The 24030-nt window shown below is 74.7% G+C and carries 16 protein-coding genes; 10 read left to right on the forward strand and 6 right to left on the reverse strand.

Annotation, left to right across the window (positions count from 1 at the left end; genetic code table 11):
* The first annotated feature begins 61 nt into the window (after window positions 1-61).
* Window positions 62-1171: a Xaa-Pro peptidase family protein gene (locus FR742_RS14390; RefSeq protein WP_261808523.1), complete on the forward strand. Its 1110-nt coding sequence runs from the start codon at window positions 62-64 to the stop codon at window positions 1169-1171.
* Window positions 1172-1372: 201 nt separating this feature from the next.
* Window positions 1373-4489: a DUF6493 family protein gene (locus FR742_RS44525; RefSeq protein WP_187281143.1), complete on the forward strand. Its 3117-nt coding sequence runs from the start codon at window positions 1373-1375 to the stop codon at window positions 4487-4489.
* A gap of 117 nt (window positions 4490-4606) precedes the next feature.
* Here FR742_RS44525 and FR742_RS44530 read toward each other — a convergent pair whose 3' ends face one another.
* Window positions 4607-4756 (reverse strand): hypothetical protein, encoded by a 150-nt coding sequence (locus tag FR742_RS44530; RefSeq protein ID WP_187281144.1) that lies wholly within the window; start codon window positions 4754-4756, stop codon window positions 4607-4609.
* 66 nt (window positions 4757-4822) lie between these two features.
* Between FR742_RS44530 and FR742_RS14400 the strand changes: the two genes are divergently transcribed.
* Complete coding sequence (locus FR742_RS14400; RefSeq protein ID WP_148031437.1) at window positions 4823-7642, forward strand: AAA family ATPase; 2820 nt, start codon at window positions 4823-4825, stop codon at window positions 7640-7642.
* A gap of 229 nt (window positions 7643-7871) precedes the next feature.
* Here the strand turns inward: FR742_RS14400 and FR742_RS44535 are convergent, their stop codons facing one another.
* The 3 genes from FR742_RS44535 to FR742_RS14415 all read right to left on the reverse strand — a co-directional run bounded on the left by FR742_RS44535 (window position 7872) and on the right by FR742_RS14415 (window position 10338).
* Window positions 7872-8318, reverse strand: a complete 447-nt coding sequence (locus tag FR742_RS44535) for a hypothetical protein (RefSeq protein ID WP_187281145.1) — start codon at window positions 8316-8318, stop codon at window positions 7872-7874.
* Window positions 8315-8923 (reverse strand): RNA polymerase sigma factor, encoded by a 609-nt coding sequence (locus tag FR742_RS14410; protein ID WP_219545710.1) that lies wholly within the window; start codon window positions 8921-8923, stop codon window positions 8315-8317. The genes FR742_RS44535 and FR742_RS14410 overlap by 4 nt, the downstream gene beginning before the upstream one ends.
* 71 nt (window positions 8924-8994) lie before the next feature.
* Window positions 8995-10338 carry a S8/S53 family peptidase gene (locus FR742_RS14415; protein WP_148031438.1) on the reverse strand — a complete coding sequence of 448 codons (1344 nt, stop codon included), beginning with the start codon at window positions 10336-10338 and terminating at the stop codon, window positions 8995-8997.
* A 137-nt stretch (window positions 10339-10475) separates the two neighbouring features.
* Here FR742_RS14415 and FR742_RS14420 point away from each other — a divergent pair, with 137 nt between their 5' ends.
* From FR742_RS14420 to FR742_RS14445, 6 genes are all read left to right on the forward strand, one after another.
* A complete protein-coding gene (locus FR742_RS14420; protein ID WP_148031439.1) occupies window positions 10476-13058 on the forward strand; it encodes a CHAT domain-containing protein in 2583 nt (860 codons plus the stop codon).
* Between the two features lie 110 nt (window positions 13059-13168).
* The gene (locus FR742_RS14425) at window positions 13169-14041 is read left to right on the forward strand and encodes a terpene synthase family protein (RefSeq protein WP_148031440.1); all 873 of its coding nucleotides are present in this window, start codon (window positions 13169-13171) and stop codon (window positions 14039-14041) included.
* Between the two features lie 249 nt (window positions 14042-14290).
* Window positions 14291-14884, forward strand: a complete 594-nt coding sequence (locus FR742_RS14430) for an ATP/GTP-binding protein (protein WP_148031441.1) — start codon at window positions 14291-14293, stop codon at window positions 14882-14884.
* Window positions 14885-14907: 23 nt separating this feature from the next.
* Window positions 14908-15393: an Lrp/AsnC family transcriptional regulator gene (locus tag FR742_RS14435; protein WP_148031442.1), complete on the forward strand. Its 486-nt coding sequence runs from the start codon at window positions 14908-14910 to the stop codon at window positions 15391-15393.
* Between the two features lie 34 nt (window positions 15394-15427).
* A complete protein-coding gene (locus FR742_RS14440; RefSeq protein ID WP_148031443.1) occupies window positions 15428-16990 on the forward strand; it encodes a glycerol-3-phosphate dehydrogenase/oxidase in 1563 nt (520 codons plus the stop codon).
* Window positions 16991-17107: 117 nt separating this feature from the next.
* The gene (locus FR742_RS14445; protein WP_148031444.1) at window positions 17108-17290 is read left to right on the forward strand and encodes a hypothetical protein; all 183 of its coding nucleotides are present in this window, start codon (window positions 17108-17110) and stop codon (window positions 17288-17290) included.
* Between the two features lie 7 nt (window positions 17291-17297).
* Here the strand turns inward: FR742_RS14445 and FR742_RS14450 are convergent, their stop codons facing one another.
* Both FR742_RS14450 and FR742_RS14455 read right to left on the reverse strand, forming a co-directional pair.
* Window positions 17298-19514: a hypothetical protein gene (locus FR742_RS14450; RefSeq protein ID WP_148031445.1), complete on the reverse strand. Its 2217-nt coding sequence runs from the start codon at window positions 19512-19514 to the stop codon at window positions 17298-17300.
* A 144-nt stretch (window positions 19515-19658) separates the two neighbouring features.
* Window positions 19659-20918 (reverse strand): ROK family transcriptional regulator, encoded by a 1260-nt coding sequence (locus FR742_RS14455; protein ID WP_148031446.1) that lies wholly within the window; start codon window positions 20916-20918, stop codon window positions 19659-19661.
* 362 nt (window positions 20919-21280) lie between these two features.
* Between FR742_RS14455 and FR742_RS14460 the strand changes: the two genes are divergently transcribed.
* Window positions 21281-23518 carry a UvrD-helicase domain-containing protein gene (locus FR742_RS14460; RefSeq protein WP_261808860.1) on the forward strand — a complete coding sequence of 746 codons (2238 nt, stop codon included), beginning with the start codon at window positions 21281-21283 and terminating at the stop codon, window positions 23516-23518.
* Window positions 23519-24030 lie beyond the last annotated feature (512 nt).

The following is a 24030-nucleotide window of genomic DNA, read 5'->3' on the forward strand; positions in this document are numbered from 1 at the left end:
TGCCTGGGGAATGGGGTGTGGTGAGAGCTTTTCGCGGATTTTAGGCGAGTACATTAAGCCTGTGACGTCCTCAGACTTGTATCCCGTGTCCCGCCTGGCCGCCGTGCGGGAGGCAACCGCCAAGGCCGGTGTCGACGCCCTGCTGCTCACGCCGGGCCCCGACCTGCGCTACGTCAGCGGCTACGACGCCAAGCCGCTGGAGCGGCTGACCTGCCTGGTGGTGCCCGCCGCGGCCGACCCGTACATGATCGTGCCCAGGCTGGAGCTGCCGGCCGCGCAGGCGTCGCCCGCCTCCCGGCTCGGCCTGGAGTTCGTGGCCTGGGACGAGACGGACGATCCCTACCGGATCGCCGCCGACCGGCTCGGGCCGGTCGGCAAGGTCGGCGTCGCCGACCGCATGTGGGCGATGGCGTCGCTGCGCTTCCGCGACGTGCTGCCCGACACCGAGCAGGTGCTCGCCGGGAGCGTGCTGCGCGAGCTGCGCATGCGCAAGTCGCCCGCCGAGGTGGCGGCGCTGCGCGAGGCCGGCGAGGCGATCGACGCCGTGCACCGGCAGGTGCCCGGCTTCCTGCGGGCCGGCCGCACCGAGCGCGAGGTGGCGCGCGACATCGCCGAGGCCATCCTCGCCACCGGCCACGCCACCGTCGACTTCACCATCGTCGCCTCCGGGCCCAACGGGGCCAGCCCGCACCACGACGTGTCCGACCGGGTCATCCAGGCCGGCGAGCCGGTCGTGGTCGACATCGGCGGTCAGATGCCCAGCGGCTACTGCTCCGACTCCACCCGCACCTACTGCGTCGGCGAGCCGCCGGCCGACTTCGCCGCCTACTACGAGGTGCTGCGCCGCGCCCAGGACGCGGCCTGCGCGGCCGTCCGCCCCGGGGTGTCGTGCGAGTCGATCGACGCGGCCGCCCGCGACATCATCGCCGAGGCGGGCTACGGTGACCACTTCATCCACCGCACCGGCCACGGCATCGGCGTCGAGGGCCACGAGGACCCGTACATCGTCGCCGGCAACGGCGAGCCGCTGGAGCCCGGCTTCGCCTTCTCCATCGAGCCCGGCATCTACCTGCAGGGGTCACACGGGGCGCGGATCGAGGACATCGTCGTCTGCACCGAATCAGGCGCCGACCGTCTCAACGTCACCACCCGGGAGCTCGTCGTCGTGTGATCGTGTGCCGCCCCGGTGTCGTCAACGTCGTGATGCCGGGGCGCGCGAACCGGCCCGTCGTGGCGTACGGGCGGGTGGTGGGCGGCGTGGGGCGGAATGTCGGGGGTGATCGCTAGCGTCCGTGCCATGCCCGTCGCCGTTCCGGCGCATCGTGCGCCTGGGACGCCCCCTGCGCGGGCGTGACCAGGCGGAGGTGCTCAGGTGAACCCGTGGCGGGAGGTCGTCGACAAGATCGAGGACGGGACGCTCGACGAGCTGGTGACGTTCCTGCACTCGCTCAACGACCTCGGCAGGCGAGCCGTCGCCGCGCACCTGCCCTCGTACGTGGCCGAGGTGCGGCGCGAGGGCATGGAGGGCCGCTGGTGGCTGCAGGACCGGGCCCCCAGGTTGCGCGCCGCCGGGGCCGCGTGCCTGAGCGGGGCGGCGCAGGTCGCCGACTGGCTCGACCGCCAGGACCTGCGCCAGGTGCGCAACCCGCGGACCGACGCCGCCCGCATCGTCTCCCTGCTCTCCCCCCGTACGGACGAGTGGCGTGCCGACCTCGCCGTGCGCCTGGTGGAAGGGCTGAGGCCGGTGCGGCGGCGCGGGTCCGACGAACGGGTGCCCAACTGGGAGCTGGCCGCCGCGCTGGTCGAGGCCACCGGCGTCGAGCCACCCGGCAACGACGCCTTCGCCGAGGGCTGGGCGTGGCGGCTGGCCATGGCGGTCTGGATGACACAGGACGTGCCGCCGCTGCTCGACGTCGTGGCGCCCCGCCTGTTCGAGGCGGCCGGGGTGGCCGCTGCGCTCAACTGGAGCGAGGCCCGCAACCACGGCGTCTCCGCGGCGGCACGCCTGGCGGGCATGGCCGCGGACGGGCTGGTCAAGCGGGAGACGATGGTCGACGGCTGTGCCGGCCGGTTCATGGCCGGGGGAGCGCCCGAGGAGGTCGCGCCGTTCGTGACGCTCTGGAGCTGTCTGGCCGTGGACGTCACCGAGATCCCGGTGCTCGACTTCGTCCGCCTGCTGCCGTCGGCGTCCCCGGCGCTGGCGGGGCTGCTGGCCGGGGAGCTGCGCCGGGCCGACGCGGCCGGGCTGCTGGACGACGAGCTGTTCGGCGAGGCCGTGCGGTCGCTGGCCTTCCGCCCGGAGAAGAAGAACGTCGCCGCGGCCCTCTCCTGGATCGCCGACCGAACCACGCCCTCCCGGGCCCCCGCCGCCCTGCACGCCCTCGCCACCGTGTTCTCCGAGGAGTCCCCCGCACTCCGCGACCGTGCCGCCCGCCTCGCCACCACCCTCGCCCACCAGGCCCTCACCCCCTCCACCCCGGAGTCCCCCGCCGCTCCTCGTCGGAAGCCCGCGAAGGGCCGCGCGTACACACCGGCCACCGAGCAGCCGCAGAAACCGGCGGTTGTCGCAAACGGCGAGAACTTCACGGGGGAGGTGGGCGCCGTCGAGATCCTTTCGAGGGAAGCGAGGGCCGCCAAGAACCTCGTGAGGGATGCGGGGCCCTTCGAGACGCTCGTGGGGGAGGTAGGAGACGGCGGGACCCTTACACGCGGGGCGGGAAGAGATGGCCTCGCCAGGAAGGCGCAAGCCACCGAGAACCTTGCGCGCGAAGCGGGAGACGGCAGGACCCTTACGCGCCGAGCGGGAGACGGCCTCGCCAGGAAGGCGCAAGCCACCGAGAACCTGATGAGGGATGCGGGGGCCGCTGAGAACCTCGTGAGGGATGGGCGGGCCGCCGAGAGCCTCGCGGGGGAGGTGGGAGACATCGAGAACGTCGCCGGGGGCGGTGCGTTGGAGGCGGTGGAGGTGGTGCGGGAGGCGGCGGGCGGGCTGCCCGTGCGGTGGCGGGAGCGGCTGGGCGCCGTCATCGGGCCGATCCCGGTGCGGGAGGAGGTGGGGCCGGTTCCGCCCGCGCCGGTGCCCGGCGGGCTCGCGCCGCTGCCTCCTCCGATCACGACCCCCGGCGAGGTCGCGTACGAGCTGGGCGCCATGAGCTGGCAGATGGAGCTGCAGCGGGCCGAACGGATCCTCGCCGCGCTCGTGACGCTGGCCCACCGCGACCGCGACGCCCTGGCCGAGGCCCTGCGGCCGTGGCACCGGACGGCGGCCGAGCGGCAGCCGTACCTGCTGACCGGCCCCCAGCAGGACCTGCAGCGCTTGCTGGCCCGGTGCGCGCTGGCGGTGGTGGCGCCCGGCGAGAGCGGGGTGCCCGACGACATGGTCGCCCAGGACGTGCACTGGAACTACCCGCACCCGCTCCAGCGGTTCCTGGCCCGGCGGCTGAACGAGGTGATCGAGCTGTTCGAGTCGGGCGGGAGCGCGCCCGTGCTGCTGGCCACCCCCACCGAGCCCACCGGCCACGTCGACCCGGTGACGCTGCTGGAGCGCATGGAGTCGCCGGGCGGTGCGGAGCCGCTCGAAGCCGACTTCCACCAGGCCCTGCTGCGCCTGCCGCGGCGGCTCGACCCCGCACTGGCCGAGCGTGCCGACCGGCTCGGGTCCGCGCCCGGACGGGCGCTGGCCCACTGGCTGCGCCGTGGCGGCCTGCCCGATCCCGACGTGACGTGCCAGGTGCGGACGAGGGCGAATCAGTACGGTTCCGCGTCCGTAGAGGTGGACGGCCGGATCGCGGCGCCGCGGGAGATCCCGCCGCCGATCGCCGAGCTGTGGACGCCGTTCGACGGGGCGCGCTACCTGTCGTACCCGCACACCATGGCGGCGTGGCCCGCGATCATGCCGTCGCACCGGGAGGTCGTCGCCGCCCATCTGGCCCGCTTCCTCCCTCAGGGCTTCAGCCGCAGCGACAGGGTCCAGGCGATCGTGGCGGCGCTCGCGCACGCTGACGGGCCCGCAGGCGACGCGGTGGCGGCCGTCGTCACCTTCGGCCTCGGCCACCGCCGGCCTGAGCGGCGCGGCCACGCCGTCGACGCGCTCGTCACGCTGACCACCCGGGGCGAGCTGCCCGCCGCCGCCGTGGGCCGGACCGTCGTCCAGCTCCTCGGCGCGGACGCGGTCAGGCTGGGCGCTCTGACCGAGGCGCTGCAGCAGGCCACGACCGCCGGCGCGTACACGGGGGTGTGGGGTGTTCTCGCCGAAGCTCTGCCCGCGCTGCTGCCCGCGCCGGGCGAGCGGCCCCGCGCCGGTCTGGCGGGCCTGCTGGCCGTCGCCGCCGAGACCGCGGCGTACGCGCGGACGGCAGGCCCCCTGGCGCCCTTGGCCCCGGTGCGGGGACGGCCCGGGATCGAACGGCTGGCCGAGGTGGCCGCCCGCCGGGGAGGCAGCAGGATGGCCGAGGAAGCGCGCCGTCTCCTGGAGCTCGTCAGCGGCTGACGGCCGGGCGATCGTGGGGCCGAAGCCGGGGCGGGCAGCCGCGGCTACGCGGCGGGGATCACGCCGGCCGGGGCGGTGCTGGTGCTGTCCGCGGTGCCGCCGTGGCCGGGCGGCGGTTCACGGCCGGTCGCTCCTGCGCGGCAGCCGGTGGACGACGAGCGCGGCGGCGGCCATGACGCCCAGGACGAGCGGCCGGCGCAGCTCGGGCAGGCGGCCTCGTCGCCCGAACGGCAGCCGATGCCCGCGCGAGTGTGACCGCTGCCACACCGTGATTCAAAGGTGTATCAAATCCGCTCCAACCACCTCTGGGAAAGGCGAGGGAGGGAGGAAGCGATGTTCGTGGGGAGAGAAGCCGAGCTCGACCTGCTACGAGCCGAGCTGCGCCTGTCGGCCGCCGGGCCTGCCCGCAGGGCGGTGGTCGAAGGGCCGGAAGGCATCGGCAAGACCGCTCTCATCCGGCAAGCGCTCGGCGACGCTTCCAAGGTCCGGACGCTCGCCGCCTGCGGCGACGCCGGCGAACGGCACCTGCGGTACGGGATCGTCCGCCAGCTGCTGCCCGACGTGGCGGGGGACGATCCGTGGACCGTCGGCCAGGCCATGTGTGAGGCGATCCGCCGCTCGCAGGCCGACGGGCCCGTGGTCGTGCTGGTGGACGACGCGCAGTGGGCCGACCGGCCGTCGCTGCGCGCGCTCTGCTACACCGTGCGGAGGCTCGGCGGCGAGCGGGTGCTGGTGCTGGTCGTCTGCCGCGACGCCGACGATCCGTGGCTGCCGGTGGGTCTGCGGCGGCTGCTGACCGGCGACGGCGCCTGCCGGATCTCCCTCCAGGGACTCTCGGTCGCGGAACTGGCCAGGCTGCCCGAACGGGCGCCTGAGGGCGCGACCGGGGGACGGCCGCCGAAGGACATGGGGAGTCCTGGAAAGGCGGCCGGTACGAGGCGGCGGCTCCCGGGGGGAGAGAAGAACGGGGAGCCGCCGCCCGGGGAGGAGAGCGGGCGCGCCGGGCCGGCGCTCATGGTGCTGAGCAGGGGACCCGGCGCCACAGGGGCGAGCACGGGCCAGGCGTCCGCCAGGGAGACGCTGCCCCCACGGGCGGCGGCGCGGCTGCACGCGCACACCCTGGGCAACCCGCTGCACGCCCGCGCGATGCTCGCCGCCTTCCCGGCGTCGGTGCTCGCCGACCCAGGAGTGCGGCTGCCCGCCCCCGTCACGTACGCGGCCACCTTCATGCGGCGGCTGCGATCCTGTGGGCCGAGGGCGCGGGCGCTCATCGCGGCGTGCGCGGTGCTGGGGGACGGCTGCACCCTGTACGAGGCCGCCACGGTGGCCAGGGCGATGGCCGGCACAGCGGCGAGGGCTGGAGCCGACCACTCCCCGGAGACCGGAGCCCGTACGGAGGGAGCGACCGGCGCCCGGACACCGGAGCTGGACGCGCTGGAGAACGCGGTGGAGGCCGGGGTCCTGGTCGAGGAGGCCGGGCGGGCGATCCGGTTCCGGGAACCGCTGGGGAGGGCCGCAGCCTACGACGCTCTCGGAGCCGGGACGCGGGCGCGGCTCCACCTGGCCGCCGCCCGGATCGCCGGCGACACCGGCGCCGAGCTGCGCCACCGGGCCGCCGCCGCGTCCGGCCCCGACGAAGGGCTGGCCGAGGAACTGGCCTGGTACGCGGCCAAGGAGGCGCAGCACGGGCTGTGGCACGAGGCCGCCACCCACCTGGAGCTGGCCGCCGGGCTCACCCACTCCGCCGGAAGGCGCGACGAGCTGCGCACCGCGGCCCTGGAGCACGTGCTGGTCGGCGGCGACGTCGTCCGCGCCGCCCAGCTGGCCGCGTCGCCGAACGCCGACCCGCGCCCCGTGCGCCGCTACGTGCTCGGCAGGCTCGCCCTGGCCGAGGGCCGCCTGGAGGACGCCGGGAGGCTGCTGGAGGAGGCGTGGTCGCATCGGGAGACGCCGTACGCGGCCGACGTCGCCGAGCGGCTCGCGTGGCTGCGCCTGCTCGGCGACGACCGGCCGGAGGCGGCCCGGTGGGCGAGGCTGGCGCTCGACCAGCCGATCCAGAGCCCCGCCGCGCGACCGTACGACGTGCTGGCCCTGGCCGGGGACCCGTGCCCGCAGGCGCCTCCGGGGAGCCTGGCCGAGGCGGTGCGGCTGCTGCGAGAGGATGAGGTCGGCCCGGCCCGCGAGGTGCTCGACCGGGCGGCGGGCGAGCTGGCCGTGGCCGGGCTGCCCTGCCACCGGCTGCTCGCGCTGGCCCTGCTGGCCGTGGCCGAGTACCGCGACGGTCGCTGGGACGACGCGGTCGAGCGGGCCGAGCGGGCCGTGGCCGAGGCCGCAGGGCTGGGGCAGCGGTGGCTGCTGCCGTGCCTGGAGGTGGCGTGCGTGGCGCCGCTGGCCGCCAGGGGCGAGCACGACCGGGCGCTGGCGCACGTCACGGCGGCGCGGGAGGAGGCCGGGCGCCAGCGCAGCGTGCTCGGCGAGACGCAGGCGGATCTGGCCATGGCCGTGCTCGGGGCCGGGGCGGCGCCGCCCACCGCCGGGGACGCGTTCGTGCCCGATCCGCGGCCGCAACTCGTGGAGACGTTCGTGGCGGAGGGCGCGCTGCAGGAGGCGCAGGTCGTGCTCGACGGCCTGGCCGACGCCGGTGACGGGCCCCGCGCGCGTGCCCAGCGGGCCAGGCTCGAAGGTCTGCTGTTCGCCGCGCGGAACGTTCCAGCCGCCGCCGAGGAACGCTTCACCGCCGCGCTCGAACTCGCGGGCGACGCCGGATGCCGCATGGAGGAGGCACGTGTGCTGCTCGACCTGGGCCGGCTGCTGCGCCGTACCGGAAGGAGGAGGCTGGCGGCCGAGCGGTTGCAGGCCGCGCGGGCGGACTTCGCGGGGCTGGGGGCCAGACCCATGGTCGCGCGGTGCGCGCAGGAGCTGGAGGCGTGCGGGCTGGAGCCGGCGGTGACGGCGCGGCTGGGGCTGACGCCGCAGGAGTTCAGCACCGCGACGCTGGTGGCCGACGGGCTGACCAACCGGCAGATCGCCCGCGAGCTGCTCATCAGCGTCAAGACCGTCGAATACCACATCGGGAAGATCTACACCAAGCTCGGCATCGGCTCCAGGGTGGCGCTGGCCGCCCGGTTGGCCGCCTACGGGGAGAACCCCTAGCCGGGTCCTGAGGCGGGAGCCTGCCCGGCTCCCGCACGGTGACGGCCGCGCCGGGAGGAGGGGACCGGCGCGGCCGGCCACGAAGCCGCGTGGCGGCGGGAACGGCGATGCTCATCCAAGGGTCCTGGCGGCATCGCCGGGAACGCCCGCCACGCACGGCCGGGTGCGCGCACACAGCGCGCACCCGGTCATCCCCACCGCATGGGGAATCCGCCACCCGATGGGCCTGTCAGACGCGGATCCAGGAGGTGACGACAGGCCCGCCCCCGCGCGGGACCACCCGGAGCCGGAGCGGGCCGGGTGCGAGGGCGTCGGCGGTGAAACGGCCCAGCGCGTCGGAACGCACCCGCTGCTCACCGTCGCGGCGCTGCACGCGGATGTCCGTCTCCTCGGCCGGGACCAGCCGCCCCATCAGGCGCGGCCCCGACACCTCCATCTCCACCTCCACCGTCGCCGTGCGGAACGTCAGCAGCCGGGGCGCGCCCGATCCGCGGACCCGCGTCGCGGCCTGCTCGTCCCACGAGTCGAAGGCGAGCAGGGCCAGCTCGGCGTCGAGCGTCCGGAGCGTGAACGCCTGCATGGCGTCCTCCATCAGCTGCGGCGGCACCGGATCCAGCAGGCGCGCGATCACGCGCAGCTCGTTCTCCAGAGCGAGGTCGTCATCCATGTCGTTCACTCGGAACTCCCGGATACTCCGCGTCGTTCCACCAGCGTTCCGAGCCGCTTCAGGCAGCGTCCCCGCATGGGACCGACGCTGCCCACCGCGATGCCCAGGCCGGTGGCGACTTCCTGGTAGGTGGGCTTCGGCGAGGCTATGAGGACGCGCAGCAGGAGCCGGCAGCGCTCCGACAGCTCCTGGAAGGCCGCCCAGACCTCCTGGGCGCGCTCGGCCTCCGCGACCTCCTCCTCGGCTTCCAGCAGCAGCAGCTCGGGCGAGCGCTCGTCCACGTCGAACCCGATCAGCGCGACGTCGCTGACCGGGATGGCCCGGCCGCTGGTGCGGATCACGCGCAGCGCCTCGTTTCTGGCCGTGGCGGCCAGCCAGGCTCCGGCCCGTTCGGGGTCGCGGATCCTCGTGAGATTCTCGGCGAACCGGAACCAGGTGGTCTGCGCGACGTCCTGGGCGTCGGCCGCAACCGGCAGGTAGGCGCGGGAAACCGCCCACACCAGGCCGCTGAAGCGCTGGTAGAGCTCCCTCCAGGCGTCGGCCTCCCCGCCGGCGGCTGCTTTGACGAGGGCTGCGGTGTCGTCCAGCGCGGTGTCTTCCACGGTGTCGTCCAACGTCCTTTTCGGTCCAGGGGCGGAAAGCTCATGATATTTCGTGAGCCGCTCCAGGACAGGAGAACGTCCCGTCACCGCAGGTAACCGCTGAGATCCGGTACGGACAGCCGGCCCGCCACGAGCTGGCGCGCGGCCTGCCGCGACGAGATGCCGGCCTCGGACATCCGGGCCGCGATCAGCCCGGCCACGATCGGGGTGGCGAAGGACGTGCCGCTCCACTGCGCGAGCCCGGTGAACGTGGCCGTGTCGCCCGCCTTCATCACCCCCACGCAGGTGCAGCCGGAGTAGAGAGGGGTGTCGGAGTGGCGGCAGGACGCGCTGTGCGGGTAGCCGTAGGTGTACTGGCCGGAGGCGAACGCGTTCACCAGCCGCTCGCCCTGCGCGTACACGGTCACCCAGTCGCCGTGGTTGCTGAAACACGCCCTGCCCAGGCCGTCCTCGCGCAGCGCGCCCACCGACACCACCAGGTCGCCGGAGGCGTTGACCGGCTGCCCGGCGTAGGCGGCGGGCCAGAACGGGTCGGTGCCGCCGTCGTTGCCCGCCGCCGCCACCAGCACCGTCTCCGGGTGCAGCGTCAGCTCGGCCATGAAGTCGGCCAGGCCGAGCAGCGCCGCCGCGTCGCGCGTGCGGGTGCCGGCCGACAGCGACACGATGTCGGGCCAGCCGTGGGCGCCGAGCGTGTCACGGACGGCCAGCCCCAGCTCGTCCTCCGGCACCGCGCCCGCGTACGGGAACGTCCGGTGGACGCGCACGTCGGCGGCCGGCGCGGTGCAGCGCACCACCCCCGCGACGAACGTGCCGTGCCCGGTGTACGGGCCGATCACGCCGCCGGTGACCTCGTCGGTGACGTCGCCGTCGACGGCCGGGATCGCGGGGTCGCCGGAACCCGCCGCCAGCCACGGGTGGTCGAGGTAGCCGGGCACCAGCCCGGTGTCGAGCACGGTCACCCGCACCCCGGCGCCGGCGTCGCGGGCGCCCGGCGGCGGCCGCAGCGGCCCGGAGGCCGGCACGGGCTCGTCGCCGGGGCACAGATTGACCCCGGCCACCGAGACCAGGTGGACCGGCGTGGCCCGCATCCGGCGCGCGGTGAGCGTGTCGGCGACCAGCCGGGCGCTGCGGTCGCCCACGTACAGGCGGCGCACCGACACCCGGCCCGCGTCGTGCTCGGGCGGCCACACCACCCGCGGGTCGGCCTCGCCCGGCACCAGGTCCTGGACCATGTTGCCCGCCCGCTCCAGGTCCTGCGCGGGCACCAGGACGTGCCCGTCGAGCTCGGCGTATCCGGGCGCGACCGAGGAGCCGGGCGTGGCGCCCTCCGGCCCGGCGACCGCGCGCAGGCCGTCGGGCAGGGCGGCGTTCACCATCTCCAGCTGAGTCCAGAAGCGGGCGTCGCCACCCGGATCCGGTGTCGTCATCGTCGGTTCCTCCCGGGGAGTGTCGCCTTGGCCGGCGGGAGGCCAGTCCATCAGGCCGCCCCGACACTTATGAGCGCCCGTGCCGGCGGTTGATACACCACGTGGACGCGGGCCTGGGGCGGCTCTACCATCTATGCGTGTCTGGGCCCCGCGAACCCGGCGATTCACACGACGTGCTCGCCATGGTGTTCGCGCGCCCCAAAGAGGCGCTCCAGGCCGCCAGGGCCATCCTCGCGGGGCGGCGCGGCCCGTACGACTCCTCGATCGCGCGGCAGGCGATCGGCATCCTGCACCGCGAGTTCGGCGACATCGAGGCCGCGATCGGCGAGCTGCGGCAGGCCGTGCGGCTGGCGCGCAGGTCCGGCTCGCCGGACCGGGAGGCCGACGTGCTCGCCACCCTCGGCATCGCGCTCGTGCACCACGGCCGCACCCGTTCCGGGCTGTCGGCGCTCGACTCCGCCGCAGGCCGGGCCACCGGCACCACCCGCGCCCGCGTGCTCTTCCGGCGGGCCGGGGCCCGCTGGATCCTCGGCCGGCACGGCGACGCGCTCGACGACCTCGGGGTGGCCGCGCCGGCGCTGCGCCGGGCCGGCGACACCGTGTGGGCCGCCCGCGCGCTCAGCCTGCGCGGCCACGTGCAGCTCGCGCTCGGCGGCGTGCGGGCCGCCGACGCCGACTTCCGCACCGCGCAGCGCATGTTCGCCACCACCAGGCAGGAGCACGACTCGGTCGTCGCCGTGCAGAACCGGGGCGTCGCCGCCTTCGTGGCCGGCGACCTGCCCACCGCGCTGGCCCTGCTCGACGAGGCCGACCAGGGGTTCCAGCGGCTCGGCACCCCGATGCCCGACCTGGTCGCCGACCGGTGCGCGGTCATGCTCGCCGCCGGACTCGCCCGCGAGGCGCTGGAGCAGGCCGACGCCGGGCTGCGGCTGATCGCACGGCTGCGCGGCCAGGCCACCCGGCGGGCCGAGCTGCTGCTGCTCGCCGCCAGGGCCGCGCTGCTGGCCGCCGACCCGGCGACCGCCCGCGAGCGCGCCGCCGAGGCCCGGGCGCTGTTCGCGAGGCAGCGGCGCGCCTGGTGGGCCGAGCACGCCCGGCTCATCCTCGTCCAGGCCGGGCTGGCGGAGGGGGCCACGCCGCGGCTGCTCGCCGACGCCCGCCGCCTCGCCGGCCGGCTCGGCGAGCTCGGCTCTCCCGACGCGTGGCAGGCTCACCTGCTGGCCGGCCGGATCGCGCTGAAGCTCGGCCGGGCCGCCGAGGCCGACCGCCACCTGACCGCCGCGGCGCGGGCCAGGCACGGCGGGTCCGCCACCGCTCGGGCCGGCGGGTGGCTGGCCGAGGCGCTGCTGGCCGAGGCGGCCGGGCAGCCGCGCCGGCTGCTGCGCGCCTGCCGGGCCGGGCTTGAGCTGATCGAGGAGCACCGGCTCACGTTCGGCTCGTCGGAGCTGCGCGCGCTCGTCACCGCCCAGGGCGCCGAACTGGTCGAGCTCGCGCTGCGCCACCTGCGCCGCGCCGGACGCAGCCGAGAGCTGCTCGGCTGGACCGAGCGCTGGCGCGCCACCGCGATCGCCGTGCCGCCCGTGCCGCCGGCGGACGATCAGGAGCTGCTCGGCCGGCTCGCCGCGCTGCGCCGGGTCGACCAGCTGCTGGCCGCCGCGCGTTCCGGCGGCGCCGCCTCCGCCCCTCGCCTCGAACGCGAGCGCGCCGCGCTGGAGGCCCGGGTACGGGCCGGGACGCTGCGCCTGCGCGGCCCCGGCTGGCGAGAGGAACGCGGCTTCGACTGCCGCCGGGTGCTGGACGCGCTCGGCCCCGGCGGGCGGCTCGCCGAGCTGGTGCTCATCGACGGCACCCTGCACGTGCTGCTGTGCGGCGACGGGCGGGTGCGCTCCTACGCCGTCGGGCCGGCCGAGCGGGCGGTCGCCGAGACGGAGTTCGCCCGGTCCCGGCTGCGCCGCCTCGCCTACCAGCTCCGGCCCGACCCGGGGGAGCTGGCCGCGCTGGGACGGCGGCTGGAGGAGGCCGTGCTCGGGCCGGTCGCCCCCCTGCTGGCCGGCGGGCCGTGCGTGGTGGTGCCGCCCAGCGTGCTGCACGCCGCGCCGTGGGGGCTGCTCCCGTCGCTGCGGGAGACCGCCTTCAGCGTGGCGCCGTCCGCCGCCGCCTGGCTGCGCGCCCGCGCGTCGGCGCCGCCACCCGGCGGCGGCGTCGTCCTCGTCGGCGGGCCTGACGTGCCCAACGCCAAGGCCGAGATCCAGGCCATCGAGGAGCTGTACGAGGACCCGGGGCTCACCGTGCTGGAAGGAGGCACGGCCACGGCGCAGGCGGTGCTGGAAGCCGTGGACGGCTGCCGGCTCGCGCACGTGGCCGCCCACGGCACCTTCCGCGCCGACAGCCCGATGTTCTCCTCGCTCCATCTCGACGACGGCCCGCTCACCGGCTACGACCTCGAACGCCTGCGCCGCGCCCCCTACCGGCTCGTCCTGTCCAGCTGCGACTCCGCCCAGATGGCCGCCGTGGGCGCCGACGAGCTGCTCGGCCTGGCCACCGCGCTGCTCCACCTCGGCACCGCGGGCATCGTCGCCAGCGTGGTGCCGGTCAACGACGAGAACGCGGTCCCGCTCATGGTCCGGCTGCACGCCGGGCTCAGCAGCGGGCTGGGCCTGGCCGAGGCGCTGAGGCGGGCGAGGGGCGACGACGTCTCGTTCATCGCCATCGGGGCCTGACGCCACGCTGCTGTACCTTGATCGGATGATGCTGATCATGTGACAATTCGCTACACAGCGATATCAGCCGGTTATTGGGGGGAGTCGCCGATGTTCCCGACCGAGCGGCCGTGAGGACCCCCGGCGAGCTTGACGAGGCCTTCGAACTCGGCCGCACCTGCGCGCTGGCGGCCGAGTGCGACAGGGACCTGCGGCGCTGTGCCCAGATGTACGGAGGCCTTTTCCCGGGGGCGGCGTTCGGCCCGGAAATCTACTCGGCTCTGACCCTGACGAGCGCGTTCGGGGCGCCGTGGGCCACGGCGGAGCGGCTCAAGGTGGTCAACCGCGCCGCGCTGTGGGTGCTCGCCCTGGACCGGCTCGTCGACCACACGGCCACCACCCGCGAGCAGGTGAACGAGCTGATCGGCGACTGCCTGGCGGTCGCCGACGGCGCCGCGCCCAGGGCGGCCGTCACCCGCTTCCTGGCCGACCTGCGCGACGAGCTGGCCACCGTCCAGGAGTTCGCCGACCTGCACTGGCTCTGGCGCGAGCAGCTCGGCAGGACCCTGGCGGGCATGGGGAGGGCCTGGGTGTGGCGCGACACCGCGGCCGAGGTCTCGCTCGACCGCTACGTCGGCAACGCCGACAGCCGCGGCACCTGCTTCGTCGACCTGTCCCACCTCATCTACGCCGGCGACGCGTGGGTCAGGGATCACCTGGAGGACCTGCGCCCGGCCAGCGAGCAGGTGCAGCGCTACCTCCACCTGCTCGGCGACCTCGCCTCGTACCGCAGGGACCTGAGCTGGGGCGGGCTCAACGTGCTGCTGCTCGGGGTGGCGAGGGCCGACGTGAACGAGGCCATGACCGGCCTCGCCCGCGACGCGGGCGAGCTGATCCACGGGGTACGGGAGCGCAGTCCACGCACGGCCACCTACTTGTGGCGACAAATCGGCTTTAGTGCTGGTTATCACAATATTTCGGGCTATGACCATCAGAAGTGGTGAAGCGGTTCGATGACCTGACAACCGGGTTTACTCGGTGGAGAAATCCGCCCCACCTGAAGGTGCTGTAGGCGACAAAAGTTACATATTGATTTTTAAGAGGCATGGGTGCTTGAGTGGGGTTTACGGCATTGCTAGGGTGACTCGATGCCAGGCAGATGGATCTCCCTGACTCGCCTTGACAAGCACCGTTGATCGGGCCGAGGCGTGCGGGCGCGGCACGGCCGCGGAGGGACGTACAGGCGGTGCTGGATGGACTTCGGGCGCTCTGATCACTGGCGGCTGCCCGTCCCGATCAAGATCTTGATCGCCGGCGGCTTCGGCGCGGGCAAGACCACCATGGTCGGCGCGGTGTCGGAGACCAGGACCGTCCGCACCGAGGAGATGCTCACCCACGCCGGCGTCACCGTCGACGACCTGACCGGGGTGGAGACGAAGCCCACCACCACCGTGGCCATGGACTTCGGCCGCATCACGATCCGCGGCGACTACACCCTCTACCTGTTCGGCACCCCCGGCCAGGAGCGGTTCTTCTTCGTCTGGGACGAACTGGCGCTGGGCGCGCTCGGCGCCGTCGTGCTGGCCGACACCCGCCGCCTGGCCGACTGCTTCCCGGCCATCGACTACTTCGAGAAGCGCGGCCAGCCCTTCGTGGTGGCGCTGAACTGCTTCGACGGCGCCCGCCCCTTCACCATCGGCGAGGTGCGCCAGGCGCTCGGCCTCGACCCCGGCGTGCCGATCGTGCGCTGCGACGCCCGCCGCCGCGAGTCCGGCAGGGACGTGCTCGTGACCCTCGTCGAGCACGCGATGCGCATGGGCGCCTCTCCCGTCGGGTCCATGTCGTGAACGCGACCGGCTACCTTTGACCGATGGAGGAGATCGATCGCCGGATCGTCGCGCTGCTGGCCCGCGACGGCCGGATGAGCTTTACCGACCTGGCCAGGGAGACCGGGCTCTCGGTCTCGGCGGTCCACCAGCGGGTGCGCCGCCTGGAGAAGCGCGGCGTGGTGCGCGGCTACGCCGCGATCGTCGACCATGACGCGATCGGGCTGCCGCTGACCGCGTTCATCTCGATCAAGCCGATCGACCCGGCCGCCCCCGACGACGCCCCCGACCGGCTGGCCCACCTGAGCGCGATCGAGGCGTGCCACAGCGTCGCGGGCGACGAGAGTTACATCCTCAAGGTCCGCGTGGGGTCCCCCGTGGCGCTGGAGGAGCTCCTGCAGCAGATCAGGGCCGCCGCCAACGTGTCCACCCGGACCACCGTGGTGCTGAGCACCCCGTACGAGCACCGCGCCCCCGACGTGACCCGGGGCGGCGAGAGCGCCGGGCCCGATCGACCGCCGGCCGCGTGAGATCATAGAGGCGCCGCCTCGACTGGAGCACCACATGATCGCCAAGAGCACCGCCGCGATGACCACCCGCGCCGAGACGCGCGAGGAGCTGAGCCGGGTCTCCTACGACCTGCTCGTCATCGGCGGCGGCATCCTGGGCACGTCCGTCACCTGGATGGCCGCCCAGGCGGGGCTGCGCGTCGCCATGGTCGACGCCGGCGACTTCGCCGGGGCCACCTCCAGCGCCTCGTCCAAACTCGTCCACGGCGGCCTGCGCTACCTTCAGACCGGCAACGTCAAGCTCGTCGCGGAGAACCACAGGGAGCGCCGGGCGCTGGCCGGCGACATCGCCCCCCACCTGGTCAAACCGCTCACGTTCGTGGTCCCGATCTACCGCGGCGGCCCCCACGGCGCGGCCAAGCTCGGCGCGGGCGTCTTCCTCTACTCCGCGCTGTCGGTGTTCGGCGACGGCGTCGGCAAGGTGATCACGCCGCAGCAGGCGCAGGCCAGGGTGCCCGCGCTCAAGATGGACGGCCTGCGCTCCGCCGCCGTCTACGGCGACCACCAGATGAACGACAGCCGGGTCGCGGTCATGACCGTGCGCGCCGCCGTCGACGCGGGCGCGACCGTGCTCAACCACGCCGAGGTCGTCGGGCTGCGCAAGACCGGCGCCACCGTCACCGGCGCCGAGCTGCGCGACCGGCTCGACGGCGGCGAGTTCGGCGTGTCGGCCCGGCTGGTGCTCAACGCGACCGGCCCGTGGATCGACCACCTGCGCCGCATGGAAGACCCCGGCGCCGAGCCCAGCATCCGCCTGTCCAAGGGCGCCCACCTGGTGCTGCGCCGCCACGAGCCCTGGAAGGCCGCGCTGACCATCCCGATCGACAAGTACCGCGTGTCGTTCGCCATCCCGTGGGAGGACCACCTCCTGCTGGGCACCACCGACGAGCCCTACGAGGGCGACCCGGCCGAGGTGCGCCCCACCGAGGCCGACATCACGCAGATCCTCGACGAGGCCGGCCACGCCGTGCTCGGCTCCCAGCTGGGCCGCGACGACATCACCTACTCCTTCGCCGGCCTGCGCGTGCTCCCCGGCGGCCCGGGCCAGGTGACCGCGGCCAAGCGCGAGACCGTGCTCACCCGCGGCACGGGCGGCATGCTGTCGGTCGCCGGCGGCAAGTGGACCACCTACCGCCACATCGGCCGGGTGGTCCTCGACACGCTCGCCCACCTGCCCGGCCACCCGCTCGGCGACGACCTGGCCGACATCCTGCCGGCCGTGCCGCTGCCGGGGCTGGCGAGCCCCGACGCGGTGGCCATGCGGCTGTGGACCGAGCGCGACCCCGACGCCCGCATGGACCCCCTGGTGGCCCGCCACCTCGCCTCCCACTACGGCTCGATCGCCTTCGACCTGGCCCGGCTCATCCGCGACGACCCCGGCCTGGGCGAGCGCATCCACCCCGACGGCCCCGACATCTGGGCTCAGGCGGTCTACGCCCGCGACCACGAGTGGGCGGTCACGGTCGACGACGTGGTCCGCCGCCGCACCACGCTGACCGTCCGCGGCCTCGACACCCCGTCCGTACGCGAGCGCGTGGCCGCCATCCTGGCCCGCTGACCCGCCTTTCGGTCAAGTGTGGCCGAAGACGCGGTCCGGGCGAGTCCTTCGACCCGGACGGCGACGCTCCGGCGGGAGAGAGTGAGCGCAGCCGAACACGCAGCGAAGGTGACCGACATGGCCGTTCTCCTCGGTACGAAGCCCGCTCACGACGACCCGCTGGGCGAGACCTGCTTCGCCAGGGCGGCCGGCGCGCTGGACGCCCACCGGGCCGGAGCCGCGCACGCCTGCGCCTCCTGCGGCGCCGCCTGGCCGTGCGCGCCCGCGCTGGCCGCCGCCTTCATCCTCGAACTCCACTAGCGGCCGCTCACCCGCCGCGCAGGGTCGCCGTGGTGAGCCTGCGCAGCGCCTCCGCGTACGGCGGGTCGAACCAGTAACCGGCGTGCCAGCGGGTCTCCGGCAGCGGATCGCCCGGCTCCGGCCTGGCCGGGTCCCAGCAGAACAGGTCCACCGCCGACAGCGACTCGCGCGGCCCGAACGGGTCCACCCGCCCCAGGACGGGCCCGCCGATCGGGTCGCTCAGCCGGTAAAGGTTGAACCAGGGCACCGCGTCCCGTACCGCACCCAGCGCGGCGGGCCCGAAGTAGGCGGGGAAGAACGCCGCGTACAGCCGCCGCAGCGGCGAGCCGTGCGTGAGCAGCCGCACCCGCCCGCGCGCCGCCGGGTCGAGCTGCAGCACCACCGAGGCGGCGATCACGCTGCCCTGGCTGTGTCCGGAAAGCAGCACCAGATCGGCGTCATCCCTGGCCAGCCGGCGCACCCGGGAGATCAGCTCGGGCACCACCCGCTCGGTGTAGCAGGGCGGGGCGAGCGGGTGGGTGGCGCGCGGCCAGAACGTGGACACGTCCCACAGGATCCCGATCGTCCGGCGCAGCCCCGGATCGCTGTACGCGCGCCGGCCCAGCAGCACCAGCCCGACGAGGAACGCGGCCATCGCCCAGCTGCCGATCGTGGCGAACAGCCCGGCCAGCCCGTCCACCGGGCTCAGCAGCCGGAACTGGTAGAACACGGTCACCAGGGCGAACCCCGCCAGCCCGATCCCGGTCAGCAGCCCCAGCACCTGCCCGGCCCGGTCGGTCAGCCCGGCCAGCGCCCAGCAGCCGGCCACCTCCTCGCTGTGCCGCCCGTAGTGCGGCTCCAGCCCGGGAGTCAGCCGGGCCGCCTCGGACCTGCGCGCGTTCCACAGCACGAGCCCGACCACCACCAGGCCCGCGACCAGGACCGGCACCAGCGCGGCCGTCCACCACACCGGCTCGTCCAGGAACAGCCTGTGGCCCACCGGCCCGCCCGCGCCCGGTGAGGCCGGCACGCCGAAGAACGAGGCCGTCCAGAACATCACGCCCAGGCCCAGCGCGTTCGCCACGGCCGCGGCCACCAGCAGCGCGAACCAGCTCGCCAGCCCGCCCAGCGCCCGCGGCCCCGTCCCCCGGTCGCGCCGGGCCAGCCACCAGGTGCCCGCCAGCGTGAACGCCACCAGCCCCAGCGTCAGCACGAACTGCACCGTCCCCGCCCCGACCCCCGGCAACTGGCGCGAACCGGACGCGCCGGGCAGCCCGGCCGCCGCCGCGACCAGCGTCACGGCCAGCACCGCCGCGCCCGCCGCCTCCAGCGCCGCGCAGACCCGGCTCAGCACCGCCCCGCCGGGATCGTCGGCGCCCGGATCCACCCGCCGCGCCACCCCCGGCGCCACCACCGCCAGGACCGCGGCCACCAGCACCACGGCGTTCGCCACCGCCAGCACCAGCCCGAGGCCCGAGCGGGTGAACGGGGCCGCCACGGCCAGCCCGATCCACCCGAGGGCGAACGCCACGTGCACCGCCCGCAGCCGCCGCACCGGCTCGTCGCCGTGCCACAGCCGCGGCCGGGCCAGCAGCACGCCCGGCCGCTCGAACCCGTCGGGCGGCATGGCGGTCCGCTCGTCCCGCTGCCACGTCCGCCGCCCGACCACCCACAGCACCACCACCACCGCGAGCGGCACCAGCGCGGTCACGGCCAGCCGCCGCGAGTGCTCGGCGCCCCACAGCTCCGCCATCCAGCGCACCCAGCCGGGCGCGGTCGCGTACGCGCACGCCCGCCCGGCGGCGGTGCACTGCCAGCCGATCAGATCCACGCTGGCCCGCGTGACGGCCGCCACCAGCGTGCCCGTCAGCAGCAGCGCGAACAGCCGCTGAGCCGCCTCCAGGGCCCGCCGCACCGGCCGCCCGCCCTCCGGCCTGGGCAGCATGAAGTACGCCAGGTTGGCCAGCGCGAACGGCAGGAGCAGCAGCCACAGCGCGATGGTCCGGCCGCCGGAGGTGAGCCCGGCCCACGCGTACGCCTCGCGGTGACGCTCGCCCGGCACGTCCGCGTCCTCGGTCTCCGGCCGGCCCGCCGGCCACCAGCGCCGGTAGAACCCCGTCGTCCCGTCGCCCGCGACCAGCAGGGGATGCGGATGGTTGAGCATCTCCCCGGGCGGCGTGCCGGACACGCCGTGCACCCGCAACTCGGTCATGCCGCTCGTGCTGGTGTCCAGGAACCCGTCCATGACCGCAGCATGATGAGGGCACGCGTGACACGCCAGGGACAGGCCTACTCTGTCACGCCCACGACAGTGTCAAAGGTGGACGAAGCGGGCAGGCAGCCGGGCTTTCGCGGCCTCGGCGGCGGCGAAGCGGTCGAGGGCGTGACGTCAACCCGTCACGCCCGTGGAGTCGAGCACCTCGTCCCGCACCGTGGCCAGCGCCAGGTCGAGCGCTCCCACCAGCACGGGGTTGCCCGCCACCTGCGACAGCCGCATCCGCGGGCGGGCGATGGTCAGCGCGTGCAGCTCCTCCTCGATCAGCCGCCGCAGCGGCTCCCCGCCCGCCAGCGGCACCGCCCCGGTCAGCACGATCAGCGCCGGATCCATCACCGAGGTGATCGCGGCCAGCCCCACCGCCAGCCGCCCCGCCACCTCCCGCAACGCCGCCTCACCCGAACCCGCGGGCACCGCGTCCACCGCGCCGGCCATGCGGGTGTCCGGCGGGTTCGCCGCCGTGCTCTCTTGCGGTGGGCCCGCCGGCGGGTCCTCGGCGGCTCGGGCCGCGTTCCTGACCGTCTCGCGGAGGTCCGCGCCCGGGATGCCGTGCCGGCGGAGGACCCGCAGCACCGCCGCGCCGCCGGACAACGCCTGGAAGCCGTGGTCGGCGTACGGGCCGCTCTCGCGTGCCGTGGGCGCGCCCGGCGCGGGCATGTAGCCGACCTCGCCCGCACCGCCCGTCGCGCCACGGTGGAGCCGGCCGCCGAGGACGATCGCCGAGCCGATGCCCGCGTCGGCCCACAGCAGGACGAAGTCCGGTGTGCCCGCGGCCGCCCCGTGCGCCCGCTCCGCCAGGGCCACCAGGTTGACGTTGTTCTCCACCGACACCGGCACGCCCAGCCCCATGGACAGCCGGTCCACCAGGTCGTCGACGTGCCAGCCGGGCATGTCCTCGGCGGTCGCGTACCCCAGCCGCCCCGTCGTCGGGTCGACCGCCGCCTGCACCCCGATCACCAGATGGCGCGGCGGTGCGGGAGGCCGCGCCCCGGCCAGCGCGGCGCGCAGCCCGCCGATCAGGTCGCCGCCGGGCGGCTCCAGCACGTGCTCGCCGACCACCGCCCCCGTCAGGTCCGCCACCCGCGCCTCGATCCTGCCCGAGGTGACGTCCAGCGCGGCCGCGTACGCCGCCGACGCGTTGACCCGGTACACCTCGGCGGTACGGCCAGGCAGCCCCTCCCGCACCCCGTCCAGCACCACCAGCCCCGCCTCGCGCAGGCGGAGCAGCAACTGCGACGCCGTCGGCTTCGACAGCCCTGTCAGCGCGCCCAGCTCGGGACGGGTGAGCGGCCCGCGCTCCAGAAGCAGGCGCAGGGCCGCGCGATCGTTGATCGCGCGTAGCAGACTGGGAGTGCCCGGTACGGAACCGCTCACTGTCACCTCTTCCCCCCGGAGGTTAGGAAACTTTCCTAACCGAAGGTGACCGTAAGGAGCGCCGGGGCGTCCGGTCAAGAGGTGCGGCGAACCCGTGACCGTACCGAAGAGAGGGTCGCGCAGAATGAAGGGGCCGCACGGGAGAGGGGAGAGAGTAAAACGCGGGAGAGCGCCGCGACAGGCATGCTAATCTCGTCGTTTGTCGTAACAACAAGCAGAATGGCCCGGAGTGTCCCATTAACCACAATAATGGTCTGGCGGCAACCCGTCAATCGGAACTCGCCAGGGAGCAGGCGTACGTCACCCGCCTCTACGAGCGGCTGGACGAGCTGCGCGAGCGCACCCAGCACCAGTTGAAGGAGGTGCTGGCGTCCGGCGCCGTCGGAACGATGCAGAACCGGTCGGAGCGCGACACGTTCGCCGACATGTACGCCTCCCGGCTGGCCCGGCTGTGGGCGGTGGAGCGCGGCCTGGTCTTCGGCCGGCTCGACCACGTCGACGAGGGCCGGCTCTACATCGGCAAGCTCGGCCTGACCGACGACGAGCAGGAGCGCCTGCTCATCGACTGGCGGGCCCCGGTCGCGCAGCCGTTCTACCGCGCGACCCCGGCGGCTCCCATGGGCCTCACCCGGCGTCGCCACCTGCAGACCCGGGGCCGCACGGTCGTCGCGGTCGACGACGACCTGCTCGACCTCGACGCGCTCACCGAGGACGACCGGGCCACGCTCAACGGCGAGGCCGCCCTGCTGGCGGCGCTGGACGAGCGGCGCACCGGCCGGATGCGCGACATCGTGGCCACCATCCAGGCCGAGCAGGACAAGGTGATCAGGTCCGACCTGAACGGGGTGCTCGTCGTCCAGGGCGGCCCCGGCACCGGCAAGACCGTCGTCGCGCTCCACCGCGCCGCCTACCTGCTCTACACGCACCGGGAGCGGCTGGAGCGGCGTGGCGTGCTCATCCTCGGCCCCAACCTGACCTTCCTGCGCTACATCGAGCAGGTGCTGCCCTCGCTCGGCGAGACCGACGTGCTGCTGTCGGCGGTCGGCGAGCTGTATCCCGGGCTGACCGCGACCGCCAGGGACAAGCCCGAGGTGGCCGCGGTCAAGGGCGACCTGCGCATGGCCGAGGTGATCGCCAGGGCGGTGCGCGACCGCCAGCGCGTCCCGCGCAAGCCCGTCGAGCTGCGGCTCGGACGTTACACCCTGACCATGGACCGCAAGATGCTGGAGTCGGCCGCGAACAAGGCCGCCCGCTCCCGCCGCCCGCACAACCAGGCCCGCGCCGTGTTCGTCCGCTCCCTGCTCAACGCGCTGGCCAGGCAGGCCGCCCGACAGATCGGCAAGGGCCTGATCGACGACGACGAGCTGGCCGACCTGCGCGAGGAGCTGCGCACCGAGCCGGTCGTCAGGTCCGCGCTCAACCGGCTCTGGCCCTACCTCACGCCACAGCGGCTGCTGCTCGGCCTGTACGGGTCGCCGGACCGGCTGGGTTACGCCGCCGCCGGCCTGACGCCCGAGGAGCGGGCCCTGCTGCGGCGCGACGGGGCCCGGGGCGGCGAGTGGACGGAGTCCGACGTGCCGCTGCTGGACGAGGCGGCCGAGTTGCTCGGCGAGATCGACGAGCAGGTGCTGCGGGCCAGCGCGATGGCGGCGGAGGAGGAGCTGGCCGCGGCCCGTCAGGCCGAGGAGCACGAGCGCGAGGCCGAGCTCGCCTACGCCCGCGAGGTGCTGGAGCTGACCGGGCTGTCCGACGTCATGGAGGCCGAGCGGCTGGCCGAGCGTCAGCGCGGCGAGGGGCCGCACCTCACCACCGCCGAACGCGCCGCCGCCGACCGCACCTGGGCCTACGGTCACGTCATCGTGGACGAGGCGCAGGAGCTGTCGCCGATGGCCTGGCGGGCCGTCATGCGGCGCATCCCGACCCGGTCCATGACGATCGTCGGCGACATCGCCCAGACCGGTTCGGCGGCCGGGGCGCGCTCCTGGGCCGAGGTGCTCGACCCGTACGTGGCCGGGCGGTGGCGCCAGGAGCGGCTGACCGTCAACTACCGCACGCCCGTCGAGCTCATGGAGGTCGCCGCCCGCGTGCTCGCCACCATCGATCCTGACCTGGAGGCGCCGCGGTCGGTCCGCGAGATCGGGGCGAGCCCGTGGGCCGCGCCGCTGGCCGAGCTGCCCGCGATCGTCGCGGACGAGGTGGCAGGCGGGGGCAAGGTCGCGGTCGTGGCGCCCGACGAGCTGCTCTTCTCGCTGGGGGAGTCGGTGGAGGGCGCCGTGGTCGTCACCCCCGGCGCCGGGCGCTCCCGCGGCGCGGAGGCGCTCGACGCGCCCGTCGCCGTGCTCGGCGTGGCCGACGCCAAGGGGCTGGAGTTCGACTCGGTGATCGTGGCCGAGCCGGACCTGATCGCGGCCCAGTCGCCGCGCGGCACCAGCGATCTGTACGTGGCGCTCACCCGTGCCACGCAGCGGCTGGGCGTGGTCCACGATCGCCCGCTCTCAGATGCTTTGCGCGGCTTGGCGAGGCGGCCCGATGGAGACTCCGGCAGTGCCGGTGGGGTGCCTGCCGTGCCGGGAAATGGCCGCCCACCTGGGAAAACTTGATGTTTCTGCTGATCGGGACACGGTTGACATCTGAGGCTGAGTCGGTAGTTTGCTGCCCAGTCCAGCACGGGACTTGGCCGGTTGGCCGTCTCTGACATCGCCGGATCCTGCGTCCGTGACGGAGCGTGGCTTCGTCCACACAGCCAGGTGCAGGGCCGTCGGTCCGTCGAGTCGGGGCACCCCAACCGGGCGGGGGGTTGGACCCGGGACGGGCCCGGGAGCCCAGTAGACAACGGAATTCCGCGCTCGCCGCCGACGAGACGGGTCCGGTCCGAAGGGTTTCCGGGCCCTCTTCCCGTTCCCGTGCGCCGGGCTCGTCAGTGCGCCGGGTGGTCCCGTTCCTCGCGGGATCACCCTGTCGCCGCGTCCGGCATGACCGGAGAGCGCCTCCGGGGCGGTAGCGTTTTCGCATAGCAAGGCGTGCGGATCGCGAGGAGACCCCGCAGTGGTGCAGGAGAAGACGGGCCGACCGGCCACCCCCGGAGACGGGAGCGGCCCGCCCACGCCCTCAT

Source organism: Nonomuraea sp. C10, assembly GCF_008017515.1.
Taxonomy (GTDB): domain Bacteria; phylum Actinomycetota; class Actinomycetes; order Streptosporangiales; family Streptosporangiaceae; genus Nonomuraea; species Nonomuraea ferruginea.

Coding starts and splice junctions, on each gene's coding strand:
- FR742_RS14415 (WP_148031438.1), bottom strand. CDS start 10,338: ATGACGACACCGGATCCGGGTGGCGACGCCCGCTTCTGGACTCAGCTG.
- FR742_RS14450 (WP_148031445.1), bottom strand. CDS start 19,514: ATGGACGGGTTCCTGGACACCAGCACGAGCGGCATGACCGAGTTGCGG.
- FR742_RS14445 (WP_148031444.1), top strand. CDS start 17,108: ATGGCCGTTCTCCTCGGTACGAAGCCCGCTCACGACGACCCGCTGGGC.
- FR742_RS14400 (WP_148031437.1), top strand. CDS start 4,823: ATGTTCGTGGGGAGAGAAGCCGAGCTCGACCTGCTACGAGCCGAGCTG.
- FR742_RS14435 (WP_148031442.1), top strand. CDS start 14,908: ATGGAGGAGATCGATCGCCGGATCGTCGCGCTGCTGGCCCGCGACGGC.
- FR742_RS14440 (WP_148031443.1), top strand. CDS start 15,428: ATGATCGCCAAGAGCACCGCCGCGATGACCACCCGCGCCGAGACGCGC.
- FR742_RS14430 (WP_148031441.1), top strand. CDS start 14,291: ATGGACTTCGGGCGCTCTGATCACTGGCGGCTGCCCGTCCCGATCAAG.